Annotated in this window: 14 protein-coding genes and 1 pseudogene; 1 reads left to right on the top strand and 14 read right to left on the bottom strand. The window is 40.2% G+C overall.

Annotation, left to right across the window (positions count from 1 at the left end):
* Positions 1-310: 310 nt before the first annotated feature.
* The 6 genes and pseudogenes from HUK45_RS02805 to HUK45_RS02780 form a co-directional block, all read right to left on the bottom strand.
* On the bottom strand, positions 311-1,402 hold the full coding sequence (locus HUK45_RS02805) for a sensor histidine kinase (protein ID WP_235971936.1): 1,092 nt from the start codon (positions 1,400-1,402) through the stop codon (positions 311-313).
* A gap of 128 nt (positions 1,403-1,530) precedes the next feature.
* A pseudogene (locus tag HUK45_RS02800) lies at positions 1,531-1,773 on the bottom strand (amino acid permease); the annotation flags it as partial.
* A gap of 173 nt (positions 1,774-1,946) precedes the next feature.
* Positions 1,947-3,734 (bottom strand): glycerophosphoryl diester phosphodiesterase membrane domain-containing protein, encoded by a 1,788-nt coding sequence (locus HUK45_RS02795; protein WP_191910991.1) that lies wholly within the window; start codon positions 3,732-3,734, stop codon positions 1,947-1,949.
* Positions 3,735-3,797: 63 nt separating this feature from the next.
* A complete protein-coding gene (locus HUK45_RS02790) occupies positions 3,798-4,217 on the bottom strand; it encodes a hypothetical protein (protein WP_191910990.1) in 420 nt (139 codons plus the stop codon).
* 2 nt (positions 4,218-4,219) lie between these two features.
* Positions 4,220-5,746, bottom strand: a complete 1,527-nt coding sequence (locus HUK45_RS02785) for a Y-family DNA polymerase (RefSeq protein WP_191910989.1) — start codon at positions 5,744-5,746, stop codon at positions 4,220-4,222.
* A 122-nt stretch (positions 5,747-5,868) separates the two neighbouring features.
* Positions 5,869-6,735: an aldo/keto reductase gene (locus HUK45_RS02780; protein ID WP_191910988.1), complete on the bottom strand. Its 867-nt coding sequence runs from the start codon at positions 6,733-6,735 to the stop codon at positions 5,869-5,871.
* A 129-nt stretch (positions 6,736-6,864) separates the two neighbouring features.
* Between HUK45_RS02780 and HUK45_RS02775 the strand changes: the two genes are divergently transcribed.
* Positions 6,865-7,584 carry a gamma-glutamyl-gamma-aminobutyrate hydrolase family protein gene (locus tag HUK45_RS02775; RefSeq protein WP_191910987.1) on the top strand — a complete coding sequence of 240 codons (720 nt, stop codon included), beginning with the start codon at positions 6,865-6,867 and terminating at the stop codon, positions 7,582-7,584.
* 41 nt (positions 7,585-7,625) lie between these two features.
* On the opposite strand, the gene HUK45_RS02770 is transcribed toward HUK45_RS02775, so the two are convergent.
* The 8 genes from HUK45_RS02770 to HUK45_RS02735 all read right to left on the bottom strand — a co-directional run bounded on the left by HUK45_RS02770 (position 7,626) and on the right by HUK45_RS02735 (position 22,993).
* Positions 7,626-8,966, bottom strand: a complete 1,341-nt coding sequence (locus tag HUK45_RS02770; protein WP_098045200.1) for a glutamate--cysteine ligase — start codon at positions 8,964-8,966, stop codon at positions 7,626-7,628.
* 176 nt (positions 8,967-9,142) lie between these two features.
* Positions 9,143-9,646, bottom strand: coding sequence for an Lreu_0056 family protein (locus HUK45_RS02765; protein WP_191910986.1), 504 nt, complete (start codon positions 9,644-9,646; stop codon positions 9,143-9,145).
* A gap of 184 nt (positions 9,647-9,830) precedes the next feature.
* Positions 9,831-10,493 (bottom strand): beta-phosphoglucomutase, encoded by a 663-nt coding sequence (gene pgmB, locus HUK45_RS02760; protein ID WP_191336922.1) that lies wholly within the window; start codon positions 10,491-10,493, stop codon positions 9,831-9,833.
* Positions 10,494-10,513: 20 nt separating this feature from the next.
* Positions 10,514-12,766: a glycoside hydrolase family 65 protein gene (locus HUK45_RS02755; protein ID WP_191910985.1), complete on the bottom strand. Its 2,253-nt coding sequence runs from the start codon at positions 12,764-12,766 to the stop codon at positions 10,514-10,516.
* Between the two features lie 97 nt (positions 12,767-12,863).
* Entirely contained in the window at positions 12,864-14,210 is a 1,347-nt protein-coding gene (locus HUK45_RS02750; protein WP_191910984.1) for an SLC45 family MFS transporter, read from the bottom strand.
* A gap of 211 nt (positions 14,211-14,421) precedes the next feature.
* Positions 14,422-15,357, bottom strand: coding sequence for a LacI family DNA-binding transcriptional regulator (locus tag HUK45_RS02745; protein WP_191910983.1), 936 nt, complete (start codon positions 15,355-15,357; stop codon positions 14,422-14,424).
* Positions 15,357-19,217, bottom strand: a complete 3,861-nt coding sequence (gene addA, locus HUK45_RS02740) for a helicase-exonuclease AddAB subunit AddA (RefSeq protein WP_191910982.1) — start codon at positions 19,215-19,217, stop codon at positions 15,357-15,359. The genes HUK45_RS02745 and addA overlap by 1 nt, the downstream gene beginning before the upstream one ends.
* On the bottom strand, positions 19,217-22,993 hold the full coding sequence (locus HUK45_RS02735; protein WP_191910981.1) for a PD-(D/E)XK nuclease family protein: 3,777 nt from the start codon (positions 22,991-22,993) through the stop codon (positions 19,217-19,219). Before HUK45_RS02735 ends, addA begins: the two co-directional genes overlap by 1 nt.
* Between the last annotated feature and the right edge of the window lie 113 nt (positions 22,994-23,106).

Raw genomic sequence — 23,106 nt, 5'->3', positions numbered from 1 at the left:
AAAAGATCGCCGGGAGGCTGTCCATATTTAGTATTAATTTTAAGAAAAGGAAGAACCGCTCAGAATTTCAAATGAAATTCCGAACGGTTCTCTTAATTTAAAGGACTTATGTCACAGCCCCTTTAATAATTTATCGAGCCAACACAGGTACGCTTTGAGAAACCTCAAAATGACCGTACCCATGTGAAAACACTAAATACGATCAAAAGTGTACCAACCTTGCCAACTGTTTTGATGACGTGTTTTCATTGTTTTGGCTCCTTTCATTAAATCTTGATTAGAATACTACACTGATTTTTCCAGATGTCAATTACTTATTTTTAATTTGCCTTTTAATTGTGACGATAAACGAAATTTTCCCATTGGAATAACTAGCTTTAATCTGTCCGCCAAAGCTCTTAACAATACTTTGGGCCATTGATAAGCCAATTCCATAGCCCGACTTCTTCTTACTGACTGTTCGGGCCTTATCTTCACGATAAAATCGTTCAAAGAACCGATTATAATCTACATTCTTACCATCCACAAATGAGTTAGTGACGGAAAGGATAACATTTTTCTTTCGTTTACCCAATTTCAAGTTCAAGAAAACATCTCCGTGCGGATCACAGTATTTATTAGCATTATCAAGTAGAATACTAACTAGCTCATAAAAGTAATGTTCATTCGCCCTTACTGCGAGATCAGAAGTGACAGACTTTTTAAAGTGTTTGCCGTCCTGAAGAATAACGTTCTTGAAATTATCAGCAACCTGATTGGTAATCTGACTCGCATCAATTACAGATAGAGTCATTTGCGGTTGTTCCTGCAGCCGCGCTAACGAAACAAAATAATTAATCAGCTTCGTTAACCGTCCAACCTGCTCCTTTGTACTTTTCGTTAGGTCATTTTCACCATTCAACAATTCTTGCATTTCAGTATTCGCTGAAATAACACTTAATGGCGTCTTTAGTTCGTGACCCGCATTCGTAATAAATTCTTTTTGCCGTTTTTCTGCTTGAATAATTGGTCGAATTGCTGAATTAGAGAACAAAACAAGAACAACCGTATAAAGCAGTAAACTAATTGTTCCGAGAAAGATTCCTAAATACGTAACCTCACGCGCTTTCGTTAGCATTAAACTTTCGTCCAAAAAAACAACATTGATTTTTCCACCATTATTTTTTACTCGATAAGCATAAACCGTTTGCTTATAAAAGATTCGTCCTTGGGTTCGTTGACGTTTCAATACTCGTTGCGTCAACTTTTGAATTTCTCCTGGAGTGACAGATAGAATATGGTCGTCCTGAATGGCCATTCGCTTATTTTGTCGATTAAGCGTGGCACTAAAATAACGGTACTGGTAAAGGCTCTCACGCGTAAAGTGAGGTTGCGAAAATAATTGGGGCTGATTGGGAATCATCCGTGCCGGCATCTCGCCTTCATTATCACTCAAAATCCGTAAAACGGAATTAACTTCTTGATGCGCGCGAAAATAAGTAATTGAACTGATACTTCCCACAATCGTGACAATGACTAGTAACAGCGCACAAAGATACCGACTTCGTAGCCCCAGAAACGCCCAAAAGCATTATAGGAATAGATCCAGGCAGCTCCCGAATTAGAAAAACGACTGGCTAAGTCAGCATAACAAAGAGCAATTAAACTAACCGTTACTGCCGCAAACAGCATTACCAGAACCCCTGCCAAGTTCATATCCTTATAAATTTCTTGTGGCAGTAAAAATGCTCCTGATCCAATGACACCATTAATTCCTAAAAAGTAAATCGACATGAAAGAAAGTTTTCGCGGAGTCTTCTGCTTTGTATTAATCACAATCGCCCCATCTCTTATAAAATTATTAATAGTTATATTATAATTATAATGCCATCGAATTAAGCTAGACAAATAATTAGTGCTGAACTATTAATAATTCTTCAGAGATTAACCAATTTAAATTAACTCGATTATGGTTCTAGTCCCCCACTTGAAGGAACAGCTAAAATAAAATTGAGAATCCGGTTAGCATAACTCTGTGAACCTAAATAATCATCGATAGTTGAATTTAACTCACCTAAGTTGTCAGTAATGATCCCATCAACATGGTTATACATCATCTGCTTCATAACATCGGCATCATTGACCGTCCAGGAATAAACCATATCTTTTTGGTGGTGTGCCTGCTGAATAAACTCGAAGTTCAGCGTGGAGTATTCCATCGAATATCCATCAGCAATACTCTGCGGGTAGGAGAAATTATACGGTTGGATGTATAAGACCTTTAACTTAGGGTTCAATTGTTTTAATCCCGTAACAACACGGTAATCGAGTGAATGGACTAAATCATGATCCTGAATTATTCGGTTTCCATATTGACGATTGAACCGTTTAAGCATCCCCTTAGAATCTGCAGGGGTTGTCTTTACTTCAATCAATAATTTTTGATGCAGTTTTTCCGCTGCGTTAAGATACTGATCAAAACTAGCAATTTTTGCCCGATGCCCGTTTTCACGTGCCGTCAACTTAGTTAGTTGAGCTAACGTTAATTCATGGGGAGTTTTGTTAATTCCCGTTAACTTCTTTAAGTTTTCATCATGGAGTACCACAAATTGATGATCTTTAGTTTCATGAATATCCATCTCAACATACGTTGGGTGTAAACGATGGGTTCTCTTCATTGCGGGAATCGTATTTTGAACACCATTTTCTTCTGCAACTCCACGGTGAGAAATAGTAACTGGTCGCGTTAATCCAGAACCCTTGAGGTAATAATAATTATTAACCACAATAAGCCCTCCGGCAAATATTGCTAGCAAGGTAAGAAATGCCCATCCCCACCAGCTGTTTTTCCTTATTTGCCCCTTATCTGCTGAGAAATCATCAATTAGGGAAATTACTACTTGCAAGGCAATTGTTCCTGTCCAAATTGTCAGTAATTCACTAATTACTTGAACTAGAGTCAGATTAAATATTGCTATTATAAACGCCAATTTCCCGGGAAATAAATCCATTACCGTCTGTAATCCATAGATTAGCAGGTAGAACAGTCCTAAGCTGACTGTGGTCACTATTCCAAGAACAATTAACTGTTTAACGTACTGCCACCATTTTAATTTTTGGGTAAATCGCCAACTTGCAACTAATGCATCGCGAGTTCGGTAACGTTGATAAATCATCAAGGGCAAGGTTAAGATTAACCGAATACCGAGAATCGTAATAATAACGTAGAAAACAATCAATCCAGCCAAAAGCATATTACTTCGTGTCATAAAATCAAAGATAAATTCAGGAATTTGAACCTTTGATAGCAGTGGTGTCCGAAATACCAGATCGACAAACGGCAGGACCAGAACAAAATAAAGAAGCATTAATGGTAAAGATCCAGGACGAATATTCTGCATCACCAACCATGACTCCTTCATTAGACGTTTAAAACTAATTTGATTTGCTAAAATCAGCCGAAGTCCTAATAAAAGGCATGCAAATTGCCAATAGATCACAAGAAGCAAGAGAACTAATTCAACTAATAGTCCAATAACTACCATTGTGTGTTGTGTTACCAATATTCCAATATTTTGGTAAGAGATAAATGGGATTCCGCCCGCTTGCAAAATGTAGGTCGTTGCTAACCGAAAAAGCGGGATAAAGATCAGCTGATTAGCAAGATCCATCCCCACAAATAAGATAATAAAAGATATCCAGTGTTGCCAAAAATTCTTTGAATACTGGCAAAGGTTACGCCAAATTACTTTCAAAACTACTCCCTCTTCAACTATTCAATCAGTGTATTTTATATTCTCACCATTATACAGCACCCATCATTGACGAACCTGTTTAATATTGGCAAGTGCAATGGCCGGATGATGATTAAAAAAGACTTTTCCACGCTTCGGCTTAACTACCGATACTTGATCACGGAACTCTTCATAGTAGCCAATTTCATCATTAAAGTAGTTAATCACAACTGTTTGTTTCGTTCCTGCTAAAGACTGGAGAACACTAAGCAAGTGTGCTTGCACTTTGGCAGGAAGATACTTTTTATGAGAATAAATTAGTGCCTTTTGGTGAATTAAATTATTAAACCCCGTCAAAGCTGCAAAAGGTGAAAATTGACCAGCACGATCTGACTGTGGCATTGGCATATGTCCCTTTGAATGTTGATAAGGGCGCTTCATGATATCGTTATACTGAGAAGTATCACTAAATAATTTCTGCTCAATTATTTCCTTTTCATTCATTATTATGCTTGATGGCCCCCAATCTGATCATTCCGTTCCTTAGTCATCGATCCCTTTTTCAGATCTGCTAAGTGAAGAATAACGTTTTTGTTACCTAGTTTCTGCTGAAGTTTAAGAATTGTCGTTTGGATTTTTTGGTCACGTTGCCGCTTAATCGCCGCTACTTGTTCTTGCTTAATCTCCCTTTGCGGATCCTCAAAAAGATTAACTTGTTTGAAGTGTGGCGTTTTCGCTGCAACATCTTCATCAATCATGTGAGTTACAATTAATGTTATCTTCCTGATTAGTAGGCTAGGATTAGTGCATTTTTTATACAACTCTTTATAGATTTGCCTTAACTCTGAGCTAGCTGCTGTTGGTAGATCAAGCTTTTTATGCGCGTGACTGGGCTTAGCCGTTCTTCGGCCATAGAAATCTTCAACTACCGGCCCCTGATAGTTTGGTGCATACTGAAGGCTCTGCGGATCGTAGTTGATGACAATACCAAAATCAGCACTGACTACATGCCGCTTAACCATACTCAATGCAACCGAGTCGACCATCCCCTGAGCCGCGGCTAACCCTTCATGATACTTATATGGCTTCATCAATACTTGACTGGAATAAATCCCGTGTTCTTCTGAATGGTAGTTTTTAATATCTGCGATAGTTGCCGTTTCATGCCCCCAAGCATGATCGATTAGCAACTCAGCATTCTTCCCAAACTCGCGGTAGAGGATTTCCTCATTGAACGGATCCGATAATTTACCAAGCGAACAACGGGCAATGTCACCCATGGTATGCAAGCCTAATTTTTCCAATCGTTTTGCATAGCCTCGCCCAATTCGCCAAAAATCTGTCAAGGGCTGGTGTGCCCAAAGATAGCGACGATATTGATACTCATTCATTTGGGCAATCCGGACACCATCTTGATCAGCGGGAATTCGTTTAGCAACAATATCCATCGCAACTTTTGCTAAGTAAAGATTTGTACCAATCCCTGCTGTTGCAGTAATTCCAGTCTCTAACTGGATTTGTTGGATAATCTGTTTTGCCAGAGTATGGGGCGACACCTGATGATCGTGAAGGTAATCTGTAACGTCCATCATTACTTCATCAATCGAATAGGTATGAATATTCTCGGGTTTGATAAACCGTAGATATATTCCATAGACTTCCGCGCTTTTTTCCATATAAAAGTGCATCCGTGGCGGAACAATTTGAAAACCAACCCGCAAGTTAGGCGACTTTAACAACTTTCCCCGATAAATTGAACTATGTTTTGAGAGGTGGTGGCACGTTGCTTTCTTTGCCCGCTCCCGGTTTAACCGATCAACAATTTGTTGAACTTCATATAAGCGCGGCCGTCCGGGAACTCCAAATTGCTTTAAAGCTGGTGATACTGCCAAACAAATTGTCTTATTAGTTCGTGACCGATCTGCAACAACCAAGTTAGCATTTAACGGGTTCAAATGATGAGCAATACACTCAACCGATGCATAAAATGATTTCAGGTCAATCGCCATATAGATTCTCTGTTGATCATTCATCAGCTATTTTCCTTTCACTGTTTTTATTTATTATAACATCTCAATCGAACAAACGGTCGATAAAAATACAAAAAAATGATCCCGGCAATTAAGCCTAGGATCATCTAGTCAAACATTAGCTCTTAAAAATCAACATCATCTGGATCTGCACATTGACCACCCAGGTTAGTTAAAAGACTAATTGCTCTCATTTCCTCGTCAGTCAGTGTAAAGTCAAAGATTTCGGTATTTTGAACCATCCGGTTTTCATGGATTGACTTTGGCAGTGGCACGATTCCCTGTTGAATAATCCACCGCAAGCTAACCTGTGCAGGCGTTTTATCGTACTTATCAGCAATTTGCAGAATTGTTGGGTTAGTCATTACGCTTGCTCCTTGTCCGCCAAGCGGGGCCCAAGCTTCTACCAGAATATTATGTGCTTGTAAATACTTTACCTGTTCAGTATGGGGCCAACCAGGATGAACCTCGATTTGGTCAACAGCTGGAGCTACCGTTGCGATCTTCATTAAGTCAACAATATGATGCGGCATAAAATTACTTAAACCGATTGCCTTAATTTTGCCCTCTTTATACAGGTCTTCCATTGCCCGCCAGGTTTCAGCGTTAATTTTACTTGCATCAGTACCGAATTGCTTTTGGTTTGCTGGCCAGTGAATTAAGTACAAGTCAAGATAGTCCATTTGAAGCCGATCCAAAGTTTCTTGAAAGGCTTTCTTTGTCGATTCATAACCCCGATTGTCGTTCCACAACTTGCTGGTTACAAAGAGGTCTTCCCGGTCAATTCCAGAATCCTTAATTCCCTTACCAATAGCTTCTTCATTGCCATATACAGCAGCCGTATCAATGTGACGGTAGCCAACCTTAATTGCATCCGCAACTGCTTTTTCGGCAACGTCAGCGGGAGTTCGGAATGTCCCGTAACCGACACACGGAATTTGGGTCCCGTTATTCAAATTCATCTTTGAGTTAATATCAGTTAATTCAATCATTCTTTTTCACTTCTTTCATACTTACTATTATATAGTCTTTCTCTCATTTAGGGTAATTTTTAAAATGTCTCTTTCTACTTTATTAAAATTCTATTATAATACTATTAAAATAATTCAAGGAGGTTTTCTATGCGACCACGAATTGCAATTCCAGCAGACACTTTAACTGAGGCTACTAATATCATTAATGAGCGTAACGCTGCTTATGCTCCTCGGCCACTAATCGAAGCAATTGTTAAATCAGGAGGCCTCCCAGTAATTTTTCCTAGTGTGGATCCTGAGTTAATTCCCAACTATCTTGATCTTTTCGATGGGATTATTTTTGCGGGTGGCAGTGATGTTGATCCCACTTTTTACGGTGAAGAACCGCATCAAGAATTAGGATCTACATACTTTAAACGCGATCTATTTGAAGTTGCGTTAGTTAAAGCCGCGCTAGAAGCAAATAAGGCATTAATGGGAATTTGTCGCGGAATGCAAGTAATCAATGTTGCTCTCGGCGGAACTGTTTTTCAAGACTTATCAGAAGATCCTCGACAAACCCTAAAGCACTCCCAAAATGCTCCGGGAAACTTTCCTTCTCACCACGTTAACGTGAAACAAGATAGTCGAATCTTCAATCTGGTGGGCTCACGTCCTTACGTTAACTCTCGCCACCACCAAGCACTTAATCAAATTGGGAGCGACCTAAGAGTAACCGCACGTGCTGATGACCAAATTCCCGAAGCTATTGAATCGATCGATAATGATCGGGTTCTGGCTGTTCAATGGCATCCAGAAAATATGTTTAAACACTACGATTATTCACAAGCGCTTTTCGCTGATTTAATTCAACGAGCACAAGAATAAATAAAGAGAAGAGGCAAGAAAAACTTGCCTCTTCTCTTTATTTATCTACTTAACGCTTTTCGTAACTCGTCTGAACTATAAATTTTCCCATCTTCAAATCCCTTAAACGGATTAATCGATTCCTGAGCTGCAACTTGATAACGTTTTGCTCGACGAAGTGCATATTCCGTTAACGAACCATCTTTGACGTAGTTTAGCAGTTTAGCACTTGGTGTTGTCAGTGGATTTTCAACCCGATCTTCTAAATCTTCAAGTACTTCAGCATATTCTGGTCCCAATTGAATTTGATTTGCATACCGTTCAAGACTCTTCACTAGTGCCCGAGCAGTTGCTTGGTACTTGCAGTTTTCCCGTGGATCTTCTTCCGCAACGACTTCATTCATCTTATCAGCGTTTTTTAGAATATCATTAACTTCCTCTTCATTTAACGCTGGGTGCATGATGAAGTAACTAGCAAGCAGCCGGATAAACCGTAACGTCCCCGTACGAATCCCAACTGAACTACTTGGATCAAGATCGAGCATTCGTAATTCAAGGTATTCGATTCCGTTTTTCGGTAAATCCTTAAGATTGCGATTACCCTTAAAACGGACTGAGCCGTGAAACTCATAGTCTGATGTCAGGACGCCATCCTTAACTCCCTTTTCAATTCGCGCAATGTATCGATCAAGATTGGTAAAGTCGCCAGTAAACTTAGTACCGAATCCGTACTTGCTTTGGCGAATGCTCCGAAGCGGGTGTTGAGGTCCTTGACCATTTTCAAAGTAGTTTGCTTCCGCAATTGGACTAGCACCAAACAAGTAAGTGATAAACCAGCGATAGCGAACAAAACCTTGCGCTAATATTGTGTAAAGGTAGTTACGGACTTCCCGCTCATCTTTAAACTTTCCCGGGAAATGTTTTTGAACTAGTGCAATAACGTGTTGATCAATACTTAAGTTGATGTGAGCACCACAGGGAGTTCCCTGTGAGTAGCCATGACGCTTTGCCCATTCCTTTAAATACGCCTCTTTTTCGGGGCCCATCTTAGCAAGCCGCAATTTCCGCTTATCCTTTGGCAACCGTGGTGGCATTGATAAGGGCCAAAGTAATTCTCCAGGAGCTAGTGCAGAACGCAACGAATTATTAATAACGTATAAATAGTGCATTGCATCAAGCGCGTGTTGAGCAGACGGCGTTACCGTTTCAGACATTGTTTCCAAAAAATCATTGGTAATCCATGGATTGGTCTTTTCATCACCAATTGCCGATGGATATGGCTCCTGGCTAATGTTACCATTCTCATCTACCCGTTGCATTTCGATTTCAAGGCCCATTGTAAAGTCCTGAGTCTTTGCAACAGCTTCATTATCAAAGATTAATTGACCAATTTGACTGAACATTGCTGTCCCTCCTCATAACTCTCTCATTATTTTCTAATAATATACATGTTATGTTCCTCTAAGGCAATATTCAATCATAAATACTAAAGATTATTAAGTTCACTACTGAACTAGGCTGCTGTTTAGGTAATAGTACAAATAAAATTTAAGTATTTATTCAATTACTAACGCTTATCTTACTCTGTTCGTAACTCACTAACCAACTCATTAACTTGTTGTTGCTGTTTCGAAGTTTGATAAAACCTCCTTACTAATTGCCTTACCGTTACTTCCTTTTTTCGTCTTATTTGGTTATTTTGACTATCTTTAATCTCAACAGTTTGATCTTCATTAACTGAAAAGTAAATGATTCTCTGCCTCTCACCCGCTGCAATTAGGAAGCTTTCATTTTCTCCAATTCCTTTTGGGACGGTATCCGATGGTTTAACGACACCATAGACTAGTTGATTACTATTAAGCTGTTCTGTTAACCACTTTGGATCCATCGCTAAACCTACTAAAATGCTTAACTGTTGATCGGTTAACCTTAGTCGTGACTTCTGACTGGTCTCCTGCACGGTTTTTGTCTTCTCATTATGACTATCTTTTAGCACAATATTAACAGCTCCTCCTACTCCTATTCCAATTCCAATTACAACCACTGCTAATCCTAGAAATTTAATTATCCTTTGTCGTTTCATCGTTCATTCCTCAATCTAATCAAAAAGGAAACACAACGAAGAATTTCAACGTTGCATTTCCTTTAATTATGCAGTGATATTCGCTTTTAGCAAGAATGGATTTAACTGTTAATACCATCCATCCTCCTCCCAATTATCCAACTGAACTAATATTCTTAATTATTCATTTGATAGAGAGTTAACATTAGTTCATTTGTTTCTTAATTGCTGCCAGCGAAACATCACCAGTTTCAGCAAACTTAACATCGGCATCCTTCAATTCTGAGCCGAAGCCGATGGAAAGTTCACCAGCACGATTAATTGATTCAATTCCTGCTTGAGCATCCTCTAATCCTGCTACTTGGTCAGCAGGAAGGTTCATTAGCTTAGCTGCTTCACTATAAATCTCTGGGTCAGGTTTACCGTGAGTTAACTTAGCAGGATCCACAATTCCTTCAAAGTAATCAGTAATTTGTAAGTACTTTAATACTTTAGGTGCATTCTTAGAAGCTGAGGCCAAAACAATATGGTAGTTGTTTTCCTTTAATTCATCCAAGAAGTCCTTCATTCCTGGAAGAATATCAGCAGGAGTCAATGTTTCAACTAACTTAATGTAGTTGTCATTCTTTTCGGTAGCCAGTGCTTCTTTTTCTTCTTGAGAGTAATCATTCTCGTGACCACCAGCCTTCAGGATCAATTCTAGGGAATCCATCCGGCTAACTCCCTTTAAACTGTCCGCAAGTTCAGGAGTCCATTCTGTGCCAACTTTATCAGCAAGTTGGTGCCATGCTTGGCCGTGAAAACGGGCAGTATCAGCGATTACACCATCAAGGTCAAAAGCAAAACCTTTCAAATCTTCAAACTTCATTATCGAAATTCCTCCAGTAATTACTTCAATTCAAGCTTCTTACCGTCAAGATCAATGGTAATTGGGTCACCTGATACCAAGTCAATCTTAGTACCGTGCTTGTCAACCTTAACCTTCAAGATCCGACCACGGAACATTTGACGGAATTGGTATGAGTTCCACTTCTTAGGAAGGAATGGTGCATAGTGTAATTCGTTACCCCGAACACGCATGCCAGCGAATCCTTGAACAATATCAAGCCATGAACCAGTCATTGAAGTGATGTGTAAACCATCTGAAGTATCGTTGTTGTAGTTATCAAGGTCAAGACGAGCTGAACGTTCATATAATTCAACAGCCTTGTCTTCGTAACCAATATTAGCAGCAATGATTGAGTAAACAGAAGCTGAAAGACTTGATTCGTGAACCGTAAATTGTTCATAGAAGTCGAAGTTGTTCTTCTTTTGTTCCTTAGTAAAGTCATCAATGAAGTCCCAAAGACCTTGGATAACGTCACCTTGCTTTACGTATGGTGAACGTAAGATCCGGTCCCATGACCAGTGTTGGTTAAGTGGTAATTGATCGCTTGGAATTTCAGAAACTGGTGTTAAGTCCTTGTCCATGAAGCCATCATTTTCTGGGAAGATGTCACGTTCCTTATCGTAAGGAAGGTACATGTTATCAACGATTCCCTTCCAACGACGCTTTTCGTCTTCGGAAACGTTAAGCTTCTTAGCAACCTTATCGTCAACTTCGTCCAAGATTTCAAGAGTGTACTTAAGAGTCCACCGGCAAAGAAGGTTAGTGTACCAATCATTGTTAACGTTGTTGTCGTATTCGTCAGGACCAGTTACAGCGTGAAGCATGTACTTATTCTTGTTTTGTGAGTAGTGAACACGATCTGCCCAGAAACGAGAAATTTCTGTTAAGACTTCTGCACCTTCGTTGAGAACGTATGACTTGTCGCCAGTGTACTTAGTGTAAAGGTAAATAGCAAAAGCAATGTCCCCGTTACGGTGGATTTCTTCAAAAGTAATTTCCCATTCGTTGTGACATTCAATCCCGTTGAAGGTAACCATTGGGAATAATGCACCATCGAGATCTTGTTGCTTAGCGTTAACAAAGGCACCATCTAATTGCTTGTAACGGTACATTAACAGGTTCCGTGCAACTTCAGGGTTAGCTACCCCAAGGTAAACTGGAATACAGTAAGCTTCAGTATCCCAGTAAGTAGCACCACCGTACTTTTCACCAGTAAATCCTTTTGGACTGATGTTAAGACGGTAATCATTACCGTAGTAAGTAGAGAAGAGTTGGAAAAGATTGAACCGAATTCCTTGTTGTGCTCCATCGTCACCATCAATTTCAACGTCAGACTTAACCCAACGATCTGCCCATTCTTGAACATGAGGTTCGAGAAGATCGTCAAAGCTTTGGTCATCAAGCTTTTCACTTAATTCATCAAGATGCTTTTCGATTGCTTCTTGAGAATCAAAGTCACGTGAAGTTACAACAACTGTCCGCTTTTCAAAGTTAACTTCCTTACCAGCAGCAACAGTTCCGGCAAAGGTGTTGTAAGCATCCTTTTCGTCAGTTCCGTCGCCAACATGGTCAAGGTCAGTCTTGGAAGTGGTCTTCATTCCAACAGTGAATTGTGGGGTACCGAAGTCATTCTTCTTAGTCATGGAAGTCAATTCGGCATGTTCACCATTAGCAGACTTGTTAAGAACATTCCAGAATTGTTCATCATAGTTAGCATCTTCGTTGTAAACGTCAGCATCGATCATGCTAGTAATTTCTACCTTAGCATCACCAGTACCACGGTTCTTGATGTGAAGACGCTGACCAACTAATTCCTTTTGGGTAGCACTTACGAACCGTTCAAAATTGAAGTACATTTCGGTACCACCAATTTCAACAGTAAATTCACGTTCTAGGACACCACGCTTCATATCAAGATCAAGCTTAAAGTCCTTTGGTGTTTGCTTAGCAAGGTCAAGTTGTTCACCGTTAACCTTAATAATTAGCTTCATGAAGTTAACTGCGTTGATCATCTTACCGAAGTACTTAGGATAACCATTCTTCCACCAACCAACACGGGTCTTGTCTGGGAACCAAACACCACCAAGGTATACACCTTGCATGTGATCAGCTGAGTATCCTTCTTCAAAGAAGCCACGCATACCCAAATTTTCGTTAGCTAAACTAGTCATTGATTCTTGAAGACGCTTATCTTCAGGATCCCACTTATGAGTTGCAACGTGCCATGGAGCAATTTCAAATGTTTGTTTCATAATTCAATTCCTTCCTTCTTTAGACAATAGGGCTGTGGCTAATTCCCGTCACAGTCCTATTCTAGTTTAATTTACTTTATTATTCAGCTTATTCGCCTTATTCAGCGTAGGTTTCCTTAATTGTACCAACTGAAAGAGCACCAAGAGCTAACACAATTCCGCCGAGGATGAACATGTTAACTTGTGAGTGACCAAAGAGTGGGAACAATGCGAAACTAAGCAATGAGGCAACGATTTGTGGTAAACAAATTGAACCGTTGAAAAGTCCAAGGTAGGTACCCATGTGCTTACCAGACAATGCGTTAGTAACAATGGTTAATGGGTAAGTGTTCATTCCGGCCCATGCGATCCCGACAAGGATGTAGGAAATAATTAATGTCCATTGGTCGTGGATAAAGAAGACAGAAACGAAACCAAATGCACCAAGAAGTAAACTACCAGCATAGCCTAGCTTGTGGTACTTGTTAGGAACCTTAGCTAAAACATATGACCAAACAACAGCGGCAATTGATTGAACGGCAGCTAAAACACCGTACCAGTTACCAGCAGCTTGGTAACCTGCTGAAGTAGCGTTAGTAGTATCCCAAACGTTCTTAGCAATCGCACCTGCTGAGTATGTCCAGAGGTATTGGAAAGCAAACCAGCAGAAGAATTGAACAAGGGTTACAGTCCAGAATGCCTTAGGAGCAGTCTTTAGCAAGGTGAACCAGTTTCCACCTTCCTTGTTATCTTCTTCAGTAATTCCGTGGTACTTAGCGTAAGTTGCTGGGTCATATTCATGAACACGGAAAACAGTGAACAAACTAGTAATAACCAGCAAAGCAGCACCAACATAGAAAGCGACCTTAACAGAATCAGGAACAACCCCTTTAGGAGCAATGTTCTTAACCCCGAACCAAGTAAACAGGAATGGGAAGATAGCGGCTAATACGGCACCGGTGTTTGATAAGAAACTTTGAATACCGTATGCATAACTCTTTTGGTCATCGTTAACCATGTCCCCAACCATCATCTTGAATGGTTGCATTGCAACGTTAGATGACAAATCAAGGAAGGCAACGGTAATAGCACCAAACCACAAGGCAGCTAGTGAACCATACCCGAAGCCAAAACTACCTGAGTTCGGCAACAGTAACATAACAATAACAGCAACAATCATCCCTAAAAGAAGGTATGGGAGACGCCGACCACCGAGCTTTGGTGCCCAAGTACGGTCGGAATAGTAACCGACGATTGGTTGAACAACAAGTCCCATTAAAGGTGGCAGGATAAAGAACCATCCCAGGTTGTTAGGATCGGCACCAATGGTTTGGAAAATCCGACTCATTTGTGAACTTTGCAAGGTGAAGGCAGTCTGAACACCCAAGAATCCAAAGTTGATCATCCAAATCGTACTCTTGGAGAGTGTTGGCAAGCCTGCGCCCGCTGGCTTTTCTTGACTCATAATTACACCCCTAATTATCTTAAAATTAATGCTTCTCGTCATGAAAGCGCTTCATGACGTTTCACAATTAATAATATACCAGATTCCTCACTTTTGTGCAACCGTTTGCACAAAATTTTTGGAAGGGTTTTCTTTATTCAAAAACAAAAAGGCTGAAATACCAGTGATTTCAGCCTAATTTTTCTTTAATTTTAACTAATGTGCTCTCGTATTAATTAACTTGAAATGTGACATAACTGTGGTGCTTCATTGGATCGAAAAGCAACTTAACCGCCTCTCTCCCCAACTCACGGGGACGCAAATCAATCCGCCCATCACTATTTGTCAGCATCCCCATTAACCGACTATTGTTAAAGCAAAATACTGGTAACGAGCGCTTTTGCAATTCATGAGAAAAGCGAACAAATAACAGATCATCAGAGAATAATAAACCATCTGTTTCGGGATGGTTATTAAGAAAATCATCCAACGAATCAGCATTCGTACCCAATTGCCAAACAACTGCTTTTAAATGATGAGTTCTCATGCATTCATCATAACCAGCTGCTCGTTCTCGCTCAAACAACCATGGATCAACCGATTCAAGAAAAGCTGGATGAGTTAAATGATGGTTTTTTAACAGTTGTTCTGTTGCTGCTTTCCCGGCAGCAATATTGTCGTTATCAACGAATCGATCCGGATAATGATCCATTGGGTGACCGATAATAACAAAGTTAAGGTTATTCTGCCGTAAATAAGCTGTTATGGGATCATTGCTCATTGCATAAAAAACCAGAAAGTTATGGACCTTAGATTGATCAACCATTGAACGAACCTCTTCAAGCAATTCGTCTTGAGTTGCGGCGATTGCTACTACCATTTCGTAGTGTAGTGGCTGAAGTGCCGTACTAACTCCCCGCATGAGGTCAATATGAAATGGGTTTGCTGGTGCCGTATCTTCCGTAACTGGAAAAATTAACCCCACCATATTCGATTCTCCACGAGTAAGGTTCCGCGCAGTGTAGTTAGGTTGATACCCTAACTCTGCCGCAATCTTCTTAACCCGTTCTCGCGTTTCCTGACTAATTCGCGGATTATCATTCAACGCCCGTGATGTCGTTGAAACGGATACTCCCGCTTTTTTTGCAATGTCCTTAATTGTTACCATTACGGCCGTCCCTCGATTTCAAATGGAATAAACTCACCTAATTCTACCAGGTAGAGTCCCATCTGAACAACCGGTATTGGCTTCATAATATTTAATGCTTGTCGATATAACTCCAGCTGACCACGATAACGACCAGTAATTTTAGCTAATTCAAATTCTCGATACTGAGGATTAATATGATCGGTTTTATAATCGACTAAAGTAATTCCTTTAGGCGTTTCTAAATAGCCGTCAATAATCCCATGAACCAGGATCCGCTCATCATCCCTTGCTTGAACCTCTTTAAATAGTTCATGACCATTCATTATCATCGCAAATGGTTCTTCCCGATGATAGTTTTGCCCATTGGCGATAATCTGTCGTCCTGGATCTGTTTGGAAAAATGCAGCAATTCCTTCCATATTAATAAACGGTGCTACTGCAGAGTTAATTAGGTGTTCCTTAACTAGTTGCCGGACCTCATTACGAACTTGTTCTACTGTGATTTTTTCACTATCTAGTGGCAATTTTTGAAATACCAGGTGGGTGGCGGTCCCAACCTCTGTTGCTGCTGGCGACCGATCATCTTGTTGAATAAACTGTGGTGTCGCAAAATCATTTCTTAAATAAAGTCCACGGTTTTTCACCTTCCGTTGCTGTTCATAATCCCACTGACCCATTTCACGATTATCTGGATCTTCAAATACCCGTTTTACATCCGTAACTGATTGGTAGGCCGTCGTTTTGGCTGCGACTTCATGCGGATAACGAAAAGCAAGTACTCGATTAATTTCCTCTGCTGACAAGGATTTGAGTGATTGCGTATCCACTTCACCTGTTACATTGATTGGACTAGCTAATTCTTTCAGTTGTTGCTCAACATCAGTAGCAGTCAAAGTTTTGGCAACGAAAAATGGTTCTGGCACCATTCCGGTGAACCCTTTTCCCGTATTAAGAGGACTCTCTTCCAAAACAATTCCCTTATCTGTTATGTCATTCCCCGAAATACTTAACTTGGTGGCATTAAACCGATCAGAATACCGCGCCAGGGCTAAACCTATCCAATCCATAAAGGACTTTGCGCTTATCCGCAACTGCGAACCAAGCAATTGCTGGCTACTTTGGAATGCTTTTTGCCAACCATTCCATGCTTCAATTAGTTTTTGGCCCCGCCGTGTTTCATTGAACGATGCCGTAATGACTAGCCGCTGTTCTGCTCGGGTTAGTGCAACGTAGAGGACCCGCAAGTCTTCTGCCCGTTCTCCCTGCTGAATATTATTCAAAATAATTTGTCGCTGGGGCGTATCATAAACTAGCCGTTGTTGATCCATTACCTTAATACCAACTCCAGAATTCGGGTCAACAACTGCATTTTCCCGAACTGCCGCATTATTAAAATGGTGGTTTGTATTAATCAAGAAAACAACCGGAAATTGAAGACCCTTACTCCCATGAATCGTCATTACATTAACGGTATTCGTGTCTAATTGTGTTGGTGCCACCCCAAGATCCTGATCGTGTTCCTGCATTTTTTCAATAAAGCGAGTGAACTGGTAAAGCCCCTTAAAACTACTTTGCTCATAAGTATGCGCCCGTTCATATAGTGCATGAAGATTGGCCTGTCGTTGTTGGCCACCCGGCATTGCACCAACATAGTCTAAGTAACCAGTTTCCTGATAAATATGCCAAATTAAATTAACTAAGGTTTGTTGTTGAGCTACCTGACGAAATTCAGTTAACTGCTCAATAAAAGTAGTTAGTTTTTGCTGAAGACGTGTTAACTGCTCTGAGTTCAATGCTGATGATTGCTGAAGGCGGTGATTTTCAAAGTTACTCTGACACGTCATTAATGCCGTATAAAAGTCTGTTCGACGGTTTTGAAGACGAATGAAAGCTAACTCTTTATTACTAAGGCCAACAATCGGTGAACGAAGAACTGCAACTAATGGAATATCTTGCTTAGGGTTATCAATAATCTTTAGCAATGCCATCATTACCCTAACTTCTGTTGCCTGAAAATAACTTTCAACATCATGAACTGTCAATGGAACTTCCAACTCGTTGAATTGTTCCATTAAAGTATTATTAATGTTCTTTGTTCGCTCAAGGAGAACAATATCCCCATATTGAACTGGTCGCATTTGCTGTGTCTTTTTATCGTAAATTAATTCTTTATTGGTTACCATCTGCTTAATTCGCATGGCAACCATTCGTAGTTCTCCAGCTAGCTTATCGTCTTCTTGGGGAAGATTAGGATTAGCGTTGGCATCATAAAGTAATACCTCAGCAGGAGTAACCTGGTTATCTGGATTCTCATCATAATAAGTTGCGGCATACTTCAAATGAGCGTCCTTATCATAATCAATCTCGCCAACCTGACGATCCATCAATTGTTCAAATAAAACATTTGTAAAGCCAGTCACATTTTGCATTGACCGGAAATTCTCTGCTAGAACAATCGATTCACCGCCTTTTCCTTTACGGTAATTTTCATATTTTGTAAGGAAAAGAGTCGGATCTGCCTCACGAAAACGGTAGATTGACTGCTTCACGTCGCCAACCATAAATAAGTTTTGCTGATCTGGACTGGCTAACTGCATCAGGATCTTTTCTTGAAGCGGGTTCGTATCTTGGTACTCATCAATCATGATTTCTTGATAGTGTTCACGTAATTCATTAACGAGAGTAACCCAATCTGGCTGATCCGCAGGCGGCGTTAAGATTTGATAAGCATAGTGCTCTAAATCACTAAATTCTAAAACATGACGATTCAATTTTGCTTGTTGATAAGCTCGTGAAAATTCAATTGTAACCGCTGATAATTCATTTAGGATTTTAGCCGCATGATTAGCAATTTGGCGGAATTGTTGTTCATCATATTCAAAATAATCTGCCACTAAAGATTTCAGTTGCTCTTTAAGTCCGTTTCGTGTTTTTATTAAGGACTGGTAGGTCTCGTATTCAGGATCCTTCTTCTTTGCTCCGCCACTCATTCGAGCATATTTAACTCCTTGAAATGCGGCGCGGATATCTCCCCATTCGCCTTGTTCCAAACTTGTGATCAAATTACTGATTTGTTCCTGATCGCTTTTGATAATTTCAGCTGGTTTATCATAACCAAGGTCTGCCATTCGGATACTCAATTCGGCATAGTCGTTCATTAACTGTTCCAAATTATCCTTAACAACTGGTTTCAACTGTTCTTGATAAAATTTAGTACTCGTAATTGAACTATTTCCCAGGAAATAATTACCAGCTAGTTCTTGCAACCAGCTCTCTGGTTCTGGCTGAGCATTTGCAGTTTCATATAACTTCAAAACCAGCTCATCTAACCCTTGTGCGTCACGGTCACTAGAAAAATTAGTCACCAGTTCACTAAAGCTTGCTCGCTCGTCATTAGCTTGCTCAAGTGATGATTCATATAGTTTTTCACTAACTTGTTGCCAGATTTCTTCTTGAAGAAGGAGACGCTCAGTGTCATCTGTTAGTAATCGGAACTGAGGATCTAAATGGATTAAGTAATAGTAACGTTTAATTAGTTTTAGGCAAAAGGCGTGAATGGTACTAATATCAGCCGTAGCTAACCGGTTAATTTCATTAACCATTTGACGCTGCTGTTGCTGTTCTTCCGCGTTATGCACTGGTTGACGCACTGCTTCTTGGAGTGCTTCACGAATCTTATCCTGCATACTCTTTGCCGCGGCATCCGTAAAGGTCACCATCAACATTCGATCAACATGAATTCCCTCTCTGATTAATTTAATAGCACGTTCAACTAGGACCGCTGTTTTCCCTGACCCTGCTGAGGCAGAAACAAGAATATTCTTTCCACGATCATCTATCGCCCGTTGTTGACTCGGTGTTGGATTAAATGTTGCCATTACTCTTTAGCTCCTCCTTCTTTCTTCGCATTATCAAAGTCTTCCTTTGCTTTCTGCGGATCAAGCTGACGATAACGTTGCTGATCTAACATATTGTCAAATTGGTAAATATCTTTGAAGTCGCTATAATCTAGTCCCGTTGCTCGTTTACTTCCCTCAATTAACCGATAAGGATTTAGTTTAACTTGTCCCTCAAGAATTTTATCTCCCGCATCAATAATTAATTGTTTGTTCCATTCCTGAAGCCAGTGCAACTGATCAGAGGTAACAAGAAGCGCGTCTTTTTTAGCAGAAATGCCACCCTTTTTAGTAACTTTTAGTGGATACAAGGCCGACTGATTATCTTGAAGTTTCTGATCGAGTGAATCGAGGATCGCTGGCTCATTCAAGAGGATTCCCTTGTATTCATGAGAGCTCAACTGTAATTCTTCTAATTCCTTATGTTGGTTTCGTTTCCAATCAAATTTGGGATTACTTAAGTGCAGGTATAATGCCCCAGCAAGCCGCGCTGTTGGCTCGTCTAGTTCTTGCAGATTGTTTTGTAGACCGTTTAAGTAGGTTAATAGCTGCAAAGAGATACCATAGTACGCTGATGTAAGGTCAAAGGTATGGTTGCTTGATTTATAATCAACAACGGTAAGAAAATCACTTGGCTGTAAGAGATCAGTTAACTGCTCCTTAGGAAGACGATCAATTCTGTCAATTCGGCCACGCAAATAAATCCGGTCCCCAGAAGTTAATTGGTAATCTAGTGCTTTCAAATTAACCTGGTTGGGATTACCGATCCGTCCAAATTGTGCTTCAGTCTTAAAAGGTCGGGCCGCAGTATACTGAGCTTGCCGACACATTGTTTCAAGCATTGTCGTCACAATAGTACGTAACTGGTGATACTGAAACTTCGCTTGGGCTGATGAGTCTGTTAGTCGAACTAAATCAGGCTGATTTTTTTCAGCCACCTGTAGTGCCTCATCAATAAACTTTCTTAGTTCCTGTGAATCAGATACTAACCCCTTTAATTCAACTTGTTGTTGACGGGTATTATTAATAAACGCCTCCATTGCTTTATGAAAGAAGGTCCCGATCCGATCAGCGGACATTTCAAGCCGATCCCGTTTTTGAAGTTGTAAACCGTACTTTAAGAAATATTCATACTGATTAATGTAGAAGTTTTGCAACTGTGAAATTGAGGCATATAAAACCCGTTGTCCACCCTTATTGGGGGTCGCATGGAGATATAATGCTTGGGCTAACGTTGCTCCAATATCATCCACAACGTTATGGTAATTAAATCCTTGACTTACCATTTCGAGGCGCTGTTGAAGCTTCTTTCCTAAAGCATTATCAACAGCATTAGAGCCTAATTGCCACTGTTTGGCTAATAAAATCAAATCCTGTTCAACCTTTTTCCAGGTTGTTGGCATCTGAACTGGAGTACCAATTGATTTTTGATCATCCCGTACTTGACGACCTACGCGCACTAACTGACTTAGGCTAGCTTCTGGACTGCTGATAAACTGTTGAGCATTTTCTCTGCCGACCTTACTAGTTACTAATGGTGAATTAACAATTGGCTGCTGGAGATAAACAGCTAAATCACGCATGTATGGTGAAATTGTTAACTCTTTATCATCATTGGTTGCTTGTGGTGCTGTGAAAATTAACTGTTGCTTTGCGGAAAGCATTCCTAAATAATGCACAAATGGTTCATTATTCAACTCTGTTATCATATCAGCCGGTAAATACTGGAAATCATCATCTAAGTACGGAGCTAAGATCTGCTTATCCTGATCGATCAGTAATCCATCGTTTTCGCGGACTTCTGGCATTACATCATCAGTTGAGCCGATCATAAAGACAACCTTTTTATTTTGGCTTTGCACAATTCCAGTTTCAGAAACAACCACTTGGTCAAGTGTTGCCGGAATTTGGGAATATTGGGCTGCTGAAAATCCAGCTTGGATAATCTCATTAAATTTTTCAAGATAATCGTCAATATTCTCTTTGTCCAAACGATCCTCCCCAAGGATCTCAACGTATTCTTGAAGAATTTGACAAAACTTTTCCCAAACTTGTTGCGGCTGACGTGCCAAATCAAGATCACGAGTGCTCTGGTATTGCTGCCATTGGTATAGTCGTTCAGTAACCCCATTTTGTTGCAAGAAGTTAAAAAGCATCGTTGCTAGCTCTCGACCTGATTCTGCATCCTTTAGCTGATTCAAGAATGGCACAATTGTTTCAGCAACGTAATTATGAACAATCGATAATTGCTGGTTCAATTGCTCTACCCGTGAACCGGTTGCTTTTTTTGGCTGTTCCCCAGCATCTTTAACAATCCATAACTCTGATTTTATCCAGTCCTGTTTTCCGCGAATTGCCTGCTTTAAACACCAATTTTCGGTAGTAAATACTGCTTCTTGAAAAGTCTTAATTGGCATTAAATCACCAGTCGCTAATCGTGGTACCAATAACCAGGTTTTCAGCAGCTGCATAATATCTCCTAATTGATACCCTCGTTGGTCAATACTAAGCAACGTACTTAGTAGGATTACAAGCGGATGCTGATCCATTTTGCGTTCATGATCATCAAAAACCGGCACCTGATTTTGTGCAAAGATCGGTGCAATCATATTCTGATAACCATCGAGGTGACGAGTCAAAACTAAGAAATCTCGATAACGATACTTACCAGTAGCAACCATTTGTCTAATTTTGGCGGCTACTTTTTCTAATTCTTCACGACGATTTGCCATTGTATAAAATTGAATCGTTGAAGGGACTGTCAATTGACTAGTTTCCGTTGTTGAAATTGGGCCTGCCGCATATCGCTTAAAGTAATGATCAACCATTTGAAGATCATCGTTAACTCGCGGTTGTGTTGCAAACCACACATTCGGCTGGAGTTGAATCCGTTGTGAATCCTGCTGAGCTAACTTCCAGAGACGTCGGTAAACCATTGCCGAGGAATAAAACAAATCATTTTCAGCAGGAATTTCACTCGGACTAGGGTGATTCTGATCAGGATAACCTCGGTCGAGAACTAGTGAGACCATGGTAGCTGCCCCGTTTTCTACTAAAGCATCAACGATCCGTTGTTCACTTGCAGTAAATTGCGCAAATCGATCAATGAAGAAGTGCATATGCCGAACTTCTTTATCAGTTTGCAAATACTTAACCAACTGTGAATAAAGTTCATTATTTCCCAGGAAATTTTGCCGAAGTTGGTCCTCATAAGCATGATAAATAATCTCAATATCATGCATCTTAGTTAGCCAGACGCGGTTAGCCCCTGATGATTGATCTTGTTGAATTTGACCCAGTATCATTGAAAAATCGTCTGCTGAAATATTGGCACTTTTGAGCTCTTCTAATTGCTCCGTCAGCTTCTGAATAAAACCAGGTCGTTTAATTTCGCTCGCATAAAGGTGTAATTTTTTTGCATGCTCCTGAGCTACTTGAGACGTCAGCATTGTCATCCCGATCTTAGAGATTCGTGGTGTTTGAAATGTTGGTGTATCACGCAAGAGAAACCATGCCAACCGGCTAAAGGATAGTACCTGAAGCTTTTCTGAGGCGAAGCGTTGATCATTATCAAGACCCATCCGCTTTCGCAAACCTGCCAAAACATTTATTTCCGTTTCAAACTTAATATGGTTAGGAACCAAATAGAAAAACCGGTCTTTAGCTGAGGCCTGCCTCATTTGGTCAGCCAGTTGATCGATCATTACCTGTTCATGATCCATTGCACGAGTGCCTAAAACAAAGCCTAGAGTTCCCATGGTGATCCATCCTTTTTACATAAATTCAAATTTCATTTTACCACAAGAATCGAACAAACGTTTAAGTGAATTATTTAAAAAGGGAGCAGTCCATTAATAGTAACGTTCCACTC

The organism is Limosilactobacillus urinaemulieris, assembly GCF_014838745.1.
GTDB lineage: Bacteria > Bacillota > Bacilli > Lactobacillales > Lactobacillaceae > Limosilactobacillus > Limosilactobacillus urinaemulieris.
Note: the sequence above shows the minus strand (reverse complement) of the source record. Positions and strands in the feature narration are given on the sequence as shown.